The sequence below is a fragment of the Bradyrhizobium sp. genome (assembly GCF_004799445.1).
In the GTDB taxonomy this organism is placed as follows: Bacteria; Pseudomonadota; Alphaproteobacteria; order Rhizobiales; family Xanthobacteraceae; genus Bradyrhizobium.
The window spans coordinates 1-7,610 of sequence record NZ_SSNA01000003.1 but is presented as its reverse complement, the minus strand read 5'-3'; the positions used below and the strand labels follow the sequence as shown (position 1 = coordinate 7,610).

The following is a 7,610-nucleotide window of genomic DNA, read 5'->3' as shown; positions in this document are numbered from 1 at the left end:
CAGCGATTTGCCGGTATCGCGAAACTTGTTGGTGATGGGATAACGGCGATCGCGCCCGAAATTCCGCCGCGTCACCTTGACGCCGGGGGCCGCCTGACGCCGCTTGTATTCGGCAATGTTGAGCAGGCGATCGATCCGCGCCACGATCTCGCGATCGAAACCCGCCGCGACGATCGTCGCCAGCGGCTCCTCACGCTCGACCAGCCGCTCCAGGATGGCATCCAGCATGTCGTAGGGCGGCAGCGAGTCCTGATCGGTCTGGTTTTCGCGCAACTCGGCGGTCGGCGGGCGCGTGATGATGTCGGGCGGAATGACTTCTCCCGAAGGCCCGAGCGCGCCCTCCGGCTTCCACGAATTGCGCAAGCCCGACAGCCGAAAAACCTCGGTCTTGTAGATATCCTTGATCGGATTGTAGCCACCGTTCATGTCGCCATAGAGCGTGGCGTAACCGACCGACATTTCCGACTTGTTGCCGGTGGTGACCACCATCGCGCCGGTCTTGTTGGAGATCGCCATCAACAGCGTGCCGCGCGTGCGCGCCTGCAGATTTTCTTCCGTTATATCGCGCGGCAGGCCGGCGAAGGTGCCGGACAAGATGTCCTCAAAGCCATTGACCGCCTTGGCGATCGGCAGCACCTCGTAGCGGATGCCGAGATGGCCAGCGAGCTTTGCCGCGTCATCGAGCGATACCTGCGCGGTAAAACGAAACGGCAGCATCACGCCGCGCACGCGCTCGGCGCCCAGCGCATCGACCGCGATCGCCGCGCACAGCGCGGAATCGATGCCGCCGGATATCCCGAGCAGCACGCCGGGAAATCCGTTCTTTCCGACATAGTCACGCAAGCCCAGCACACAGGCGGCGTAGTCGCCCTTGTCGCCCTCGACGACGGACGCAACAGGCCCGGTACAGCGCCAGCCGCCCTCGCTCTTGGTCCAGCGCAGCGTCGTGATGTTTTCCTCGAAAGCCGGCAACTGCGCCGCCACCGAGAGATCGGCGTTGAGGGCAAACGAGGCGCCGTCGAATACCAGTTCGTCCTGGCCGCCGACCTGGTTGAGATAAATCAGCGGAAGCCCGCTCTCGGTGACCCGCGCCACCGAAATCGACAGCCGGATATCGCTCTTGTCGCGCGCGTAAGGCGAGCCGTTCGGCACCACCAGAATTTCCGCGCCGGTCTCGGCGAGACATTCGACGACATTCTCGTAATCCTCCGACTCCTCCAGCCAGGTATCCTCGCAGATCGGCACTCCGACCCGGACGCCGCGGATCGGGACCGGGCCGGCGGCGGGCCCCCGCGCGAACACCCGCTTTTCGTCGAATACGCCGTAGTTCGGCAGGTTGACCTTGAACCGGATGGCGGCGATGCGGCCCTCATCCAGCAAGGCGCAGGCGTTGTAGAGTTTGCCGTCCTCGACCCAGGGACTGCCGATCAGCATGGCGGGACCGCCGTCGGCTGTTTCGCGGGCAAGCTCCTCGATCGCGGCGCGGCAGGCCGACTGAAACGCCGGCTTCAGGACCAGGTCTTCGGGCGGATAGCCGGCAATGAACAATTCCGGCAGGACGACGAGATCGGCGCCATCGGCGCGCGCTTGCCCGCGCGCCGCGCGCGCCTTGGCGGTATTGCCGGCGACGTCGCCGACCGTCGGGTTCAGCTGGGCCAGCGTGATCGCGAATTTGAGGACAGGTCCGCTCATTGAGCGATGGTGCCTTGGGCGCGGGCAAACTGCAATTGCATGCTTCAGATCGCGCCCATGCGTTCGGCGAGGGAAAACAGCCAGAACAGGCCAGCCATGACCATCGCGACGCCCACGGCCGCCGAGCCCATATCCTTGACCCGCCCGATCTGCGGATCATGATCGGTGGTCAACCGGTCGGCCAGCTTCTCGATCGCGGTGTTGAGCAGTTCAACCACCAGCACCAGAACGACGGCGGCGATCAGCTCGATGCGACGCATCGTGGTCATACCGATCAGCCACGCCAGCGGCAAAGAGAGCGCCAGCGCGGCAAGCTCCTCGCGAACGGCCTGTTCCGAGCGAATCGCAAAGGCGAGGCCGTTACGCGTATTGACCGTGGCCCGCCATAACCGCAGCAATTCTTACAGTCCCGCCGCGGCCGGCATCGGCTTGACCTTGTCGGCGCGTTCCTGCTTGAGCAATTCGGCGATCAGGAAAGCCATGTCGATCGACTGCTCGGCATTGAGCCGGGGATCGCAGACCGTGTGATAGCGGTCGTTGAGATCCTCATCGGTGATGGCGCGGGCGCCGCCGATGCACTCGGTGACGTCCTGACCGGTCATCTCCAGATGGACGCCGCCGGCATGGCTGCCCTCCGCGGCGTGGATCAGGAAGAACGACTTGACCTCCGACAGGATGCGGTCGAACGGCCGGGTCTTGTAGCCCGAGGTCGAGGCGATGGTGTTGCCGTGCATCGGATCGCAAGACCAGACCACCACGCGGCCTTCGCGCTGCACGGCGCGGATCAGCTGCGGCAGATGATCGGCGATCTTGTCCGAACCGAAGCGGTTGATCAGCGTGAGGCGTCCGGGTTCATTGTCCGGATTGAGCACCTCGATCAGCCGCAGCAATTCGTCCGGCTTGAGCGAAGGCCCACACTTCAATCCGATCGGATTTTTGATGCCGCGGAAATATTCGACATGGCCGTGATCGAGCTGGCGGGTGCGGTCGCCGATCCAGATCATGTGGCCCGATGTCGCGTACCAGTCGCCGGTCGTGGAATCGACCCGCGTGAAGGCCTGCTCGTAGCCGAGCAGCAACGCTTCGTGGCTGGTGTAGAAATCGGTGGCGCGCAGCTCCGGGTGGCTCTCGAGATCGAGGCCGCAGGCGCGCATGAAGTTCAGCGCATCCGAGATGCGATCCGCCAACTCCTTGTAACGCCGCGACTGCGGGGAATCCTTCAGGAAGCCGAGCATCCACTGGTGCACGCTGCCGAGATTGGCAAAGCCGCCGGTGGCGAAGGCGCGCAGCAGGTTGAGCGTCGCCGCCGACTGGCGATACGCCATCAGCTGGCGCTGCGGATCGGGGGTGCGCGCCTGCGCCGTGAACGCGATGTCGTTGACGATGTCGCCGCGGTAGCTCGGCAGCTCGACGCCGTTGATTTTCTCGGTCGGCGAGGAGCGCGGTTTTGCAAATTGTCCGGCGATGCGGCCGACCTTCACCACCGGCACGGCGCCGGCATAGGTCAGCACCACCGCCATCTGCAGCAGCACGCGGAAGAAATCGCGGATATTGTTGGCGCCATGCTCGGCGAAGCTCTCGGCGCAGTCGCCGCCCTGCAGCAGGAACGCCTCGCCGGCGGCCACGCGCGCCAGCGCCTTCTTCAGGTTGCGCGCCTCACCTGCAAAAACCAGCGGCGGAAATGTCGCCAGCTGCGCCTCGACATCCGCCAATGCCTTCGCATCGGGATAGTCTGGCACTTGCTGCACCGGCTTGGTGCGCCAGCTGTCGGGTGTCCACCGCTCGGACATGACGTCAACTCCTGAGCAAAAACCGCCACTTACCCGCCTTCGCTAAAGCTTCGGCGGACCAACACTGGAGAGCCCGGCGAAGCCACGCGTAGCCGGGTCGGGGGCAGCGAAGGGCCGCCTTATACACAGGCTGGTGAGGAACCGCCAGTTGGATTTCCGCACCTTGAGACAAGCCCTTGCGACCAAAGCCGAATTCGCGTTTGCTGGACGCTCGCGACAACCCAGGGGAAATCGCGGTGGCAGAGGCCGGGCAGGACGACGTTTTCATCGACGACATCACCCTTCCCGCCGCGGATGGCTATGTGCTGGGGGCGACGCTGTTCCTGCCGCGCGGGGCCAAGCGCCATGCCATCCTGATCAATTCCGCCACCGCCGTGCCGCGCAAGATCTACAGGGGATTCGCCGGCTATCTCGCGCGGCGCGGCTGCGCCGTCCTGACCTATGACTACCGCGGCATCGGCGACAGCAGGCAGAAATCGCTGGTCGGCTACAATCAGCCCAAATCGCTGGTCGGCTTCAAGGCCTCGATGTCGGACTGGGCCGCGCTCGATGTCGCCGCCGCCGTGGCGTGGATGCGCGAGCGCTACCACGATCTGCCGCTCAGCTATGTCGGCCATTCCTTCGGCGGCCAGGCGCTTGGACTGCTTGCCAACAACGGCGAAGTCTCGCGCGCGCTGCTGATCGCTGCCCAGGCCGGATACTGGCGGCTGATGGCCTCGCCGGAACGCTATCGCGTCTTTGCCCTGCTGAATTTTGTCGGCACCCCCCTCACCCGGCTATTGGGCTACGCGCCGGGCTGGAGCGGGATCGGCGAGGACCTGCCGAAGGGCGTATTCGAGCAGTGGGTGCGCTGGGTCATGCACAAACGCTATTTGTTCGACGACCGTGATCTGAAGGCGCTCTCGAACTTCGCCAGATACAAGGGCCCGCTGCGCTCGCTGTGTCTCTCCGACGATCCCTGGGCGACGCGGCCGGCGGTCGAACTTCTTTGTTCGGGATTTACATCGACCAATCCCGAAATTCTGACCATCACTCCCGCCGACGCCGGCGCGACCGCGATCGGCCATCTCGGCTTCTTTCGCCCCGAGCATCGCGACACCCTCTGGCGCGGTGCTGCGGAATGGATGGAGGCAACGGGATAGCGCGTCCCCCTCCTCGTCGTTCCGGCGACCCTAACCCGGATCGGAATCAGCCGCGCAGACCTGACGCCGGACTGCCTGACGGATGATCGATTCACTTCAGCTAAAATTGCGCCAATGAGTAACCTTCATAAGCAAGGTTAAAGATCGACCGAGGTTGCGCGCCGAGCCTGAAGCGTTATGGCTCTTGCATGTCCTCGTCATTCCACAACGCCGACAAAAGCACCCACCGCAGGGTCATGCTGGTAGGGTTGATGTTCTGCGCGCTCTTTGTGGCGGTCAGCTTTTTTGCAAAAGAGCAACCGGAGAACCACTACGTCCTGCAAAAGGCGGACAGGCTGGTGCGCACCGCAGGCGCGCCGCTTCCTGCCAATTGATCCGGTCCGCTTGCGGCTGACATCATCGGCGCCTGCCACCGTCATCATCCCCGGCGATCAAGCCGCGGGGGACACGGCTCCCCGGCGGTTACTCCGCCGCTTCCCTGACATATCGCGCACTCGGTGTGCGCATCGTCACCAGTTCTTCCGCCGCGGTCGGATGCAGGGCCATGGTTGAATCGAAATCGGCCTTGGTCGCCTTCATCTTGATGGCGATGCCCAGCACCTGCACCATTTCGGCCGCAGCGTCGCCGACGATGTGACAGCCGACGACGCGATCAATGGTGGCGTCGACAACCAGCTTCATCAGGACCCTGGTGTCGCGGCCCGACATGGTCGCCTTCATCGGCCTGAAATTGGCCTTGTAGATATCGACGTGGCTGAATTTTGCGCGCGCCTGCGCTTCGGTCAGGCCGACGGTGCCGACCTCGGGCTGGCAAAACACCGCGGTTGGAATGTCGGCATGATCGACCTCGACGTGCCGCTTGCCGAACACGGTATCGGCAAAGGCGTGACCCTCGCGGATCGCGACCGGCGTCAGGTTGATGCGGTGGGTGACGTCGCCGATGGCGTAGACATGCGGCACCGAGGTCTTCGAAAAACCGTCGACGGCGATCCCGCCATTGCCGGGGTTGATGGCGACGCCGGCCTTATCAAGCCCGAGGCCGGCGACATTCGGATGCCGGCCGATCGCGAACATCACCTGGTCGGACGCAATGCTCGAGCCGTTCGACAGATGCGAGGTGAATTCCCTGCCGTGTTTGTCGACCTTGTTGACGGTGCAGCCGGTCAGAATCGTGATGCCGTCTTTTTCCATCTCGCTGCGGACATGGGCGCGGACGTCATCGTCGAATCCGCGCAGCACGTTGTCGCCGCGATAGACCAGCGTCACGTCGGAGCCGAAGCCGGCAAAGATGCAGGCGAATTCCAGCGCGATATAACCGCCGCCCTGGATCACGATGCGCCGCGGCAGCGCCTTCAAATGGAATACCTCGTTCGACGAAATCACGTGCTCGATGCCGGGAATGGCATGGCCGTGGTTCGGCGCGCCACCGGTGGCGATCAGCACGACTTTCGACCGGACCGTCTCGCCGGTCCCGAGCCGAAGCGTATGGGCGTCCTCGAACACCGCGCGCGTCTTGACCACCCGCGCGCCGGCCTTTTCCACGTTGGCCGTATAGGCCGCCTCAAGCCGTGCGATCTCCCTGTCCTTGTTGGCGATCAAGGTCGGCCAGTCGAAGGTCGCCGAAGCTATGGTCCAGCCAAAGCCCGCCGCGTCCTCGATCTCCTGATGGATGTGCGAGGCATAGACCAGCAGCTTTTTCGGCACGCAGCCGCGGATCACGCAGGTACCGCCCATGCGGTACTCCTCGGCGATCACGACCCGGGCTCCGTGGCCCGCTGCGATCCGGGCCGCGCGAACGCCGCCCGAGCCTCCGCCGATGACGAACAGATCGGTATCGAACTCAGCCATCTCAGCCCCGGTCGACGCAAATCACGATAACGGCTTGCCCCGCTTTTTCATTTCCGAACGAAATTCAGTGAGCACCGTTTCGCTAAAATTCTGCGCCCACTGCTGCATATAGGCCATGCTGGTCTGAACGGATTTCGGCTCCTGCACGAGCAGCTTCTGACCGACCGGCGTCTTGTAGAAAGCGTTGAGGTCCTTCAATTCCTGCTCGGTAAAGTCGCTGGCGTAAATCTTGGCCATTTGCTCGCCGATCTCCTTCTCACGACCCGCCAGCGACTGGGCGATGACGGCGGCGACCTCGTTCAGGTCTTTCTGGTAGTTCAGATTGTTCGCCAGCAGCTGGTCCTTGGCCCGCTGAACGATATTGGGGACCGCGGCTGCATAGATCCCGCTGACACCTTTCAGGTTCAGCAGGTCCTTCGCCGCCGCGATCGCCGCTGGCGAGGCCGGCTTGAGCGGGGCCGGCGGTTGGGCCGCGGGCTGTTGCGCCCCGGCCGGAACGGCGGCCAGAGCCAGCCCCAGCGCAAGGCCGGCGGCGGACAGGATTCTTGATAGGCTCTTCATCTGCGATTTCTCCTCGATTGCGGCGTCAGCGCCGCTCAATAACGCGAATTCCCTCAGAGCCGGCCAACATCACGATGCTGGCGAGGCCGATGAACAGCCCGTGTTCGACCACTCCCGGAATCGAGGCCAGCGATCCGGCCAGCTTCGGCGCATCGGATATACGCCCCAAACGGGCATCGACGATCCAGTGGCCTTCATCGGTGACGAAAACGTGACCGTCCTTGCCCTTTCGGACCACCATTGGCCCGGAAACGCCGCATTCGGCAAACGCCTCTCCAATCGCACGTTGCGTCGCGCGCAGTCCGAACGGAATGACCTCGATCGGCAGGGGAAAACGCCCGAGCGCCTCGACCCATTTGGAGTCGTCGGCGATGACGATCATGCGGTCGGAGGCAGCGGCCACGATCTTTTCCCGCAGCAACGCACCGCCGCCGCCCTTGATGAGGTTGAGCGAGGGGTCGATTTCGTCGGCGCCATCGACGGTCAGGTCGAGCCGGTCGACCTCGTCGAGCGTGGTCAGGGCGATGCCGCAGCGTATCGCATCCGCGCGGGTCGCTTCCGACGTCGGCACGCCGAT

Annotated in this window: 8 protein-coding genes; 2 read left to right on the top strand and 6 right to left on the bottom strand. The window is 64.0% G+C overall.

Translation table 11 applies throughout. The features are described from left to right. From E8A46_RS00195 to E8A46_RS00185, 3 genes are all read right to left on the bottom strand, one after another. On the bottom strand, positions 1-1,692 hold a 1,692-nt coding region (locus E8A46_RS00195; RefSeq protein WP_291555957.1), incomplete at its 3' end, for an NAD+ synthase. Positions 1,693-1,736: 44 nt separating this feature from the next. Continuing rightward, positions 1,737-2,090, bottom strand: a complete 354-nt coding sequence (locus E8A46_RS00190) for a diacylglycerol kinase (protein WP_291555955.1) — start codon at positions 2,088-2,090, stop codon at positions 1,737-1,739. Between the two features lie 3 nt (positions 2,091-2,093). Continuing rightward, positions 2,094-3,482, bottom strand: coding sequence for a class II 3-deoxy-7-phosphoheptulonate synthase (locus tag E8A46_RS00185; RefSeq protein WP_291555953.1), 1,389 nt, complete (start codon positions 3,480-3,482; stop codon positions 2,094-2,096). Between the two features lie 236 nt (positions 3,483-3,718). Here E8A46_RS00185 and E8A46_RS00180 point away from each other — a divergent pair, with 236 nt between their 5' ends. Continuing rightward, entirely contained in the window at positions 3,719-4,624 is a 906-nt protein-coding gene (locus tag E8A46_RS00180; protein ID WP_291555952.1) for an alpha/beta fold hydrolase, read from the top strand. Between the two features lie 188 nt (positions 4,625-4,812). Continuing rightward, complete coding sequence (locus E8A46_RS00175; RefSeq protein WP_291555950.1) at positions 4,813-4,998, top strand: hypothetical protein; 186 nt, start codon at positions 4,813-4,815, stop codon at positions 4,996-4,998. A gap of 88 nt (positions 4,999-5,086) precedes the next feature. Here E8A46_RS00175 and gor read toward each other — a convergent pair whose 3' ends face one another. The 3 genes from gor to rpiA all read right to left on the bottom strand — a co-directional run. Further along, on the bottom strand, positions 5,087-6,472 hold the full coding sequence (gene gor, locus E8A46_RS00170; protein WP_291555948.1) for a glutathione-disulfide reductase: 1,386 nt from the start codon (positions 6,470-6,472) through the stop codon (positions 5,087-5,089). A gap of 21 nt (positions 6,473-6,493) precedes the next feature. Next, positions 6,494-7,033 carry a DUF2059 domain-containing protein gene (locus E8A46_RS00165; RefSeq protein WP_291555947.1) on the bottom strand — a complete coding sequence of 180 codons (540 nt, stop codon included), beginning with the start codon at positions 7,031-7,033 and terminating at the stop codon, positions 6,494-6,496. A 25-nt stretch (positions 7,034-7,058) separates the two neighbouring features. Continuing rightward, positions 7,059-7,610: ribose-5-phosphate isomerase RpiA (rpiA, locus tag E8A46_RS00160; protein WP_291555945.1), on the bottom strand; the 552-nt coding region annotated here is incomplete at its 5' end.

Coding starts and splice junctions, on each gene's coding strand:
- gor (WP_291555948.1), bottom strand. CDS start 6,472: ATGGCTGAGTTCGATACCGATCTGTTCGTCATCGGCGGAGGCTCGGGC.
- E8A46_RS00185 (WP_291555953.1), bottom strand. CDS start 3,482: ATGTCCGAGCGGTGGACACCCGACAGCTGGCGCACCAAGCCGGTGCAG.
- E8A46_RS00165 (WP_291555947.1), bottom strand. CDS start 7,033: ATGAAGAGCCTATCAAGAATCCTGTCCGCCGCCGGCCTTGCGCTGGGG.
- E8A46_RS00175 (WP_291555950.1), top strand. CDS start 4,813: ATGTCCTCGTCATTCCACAACGCCGACAAAAGCACCCACCGCAGGGTC.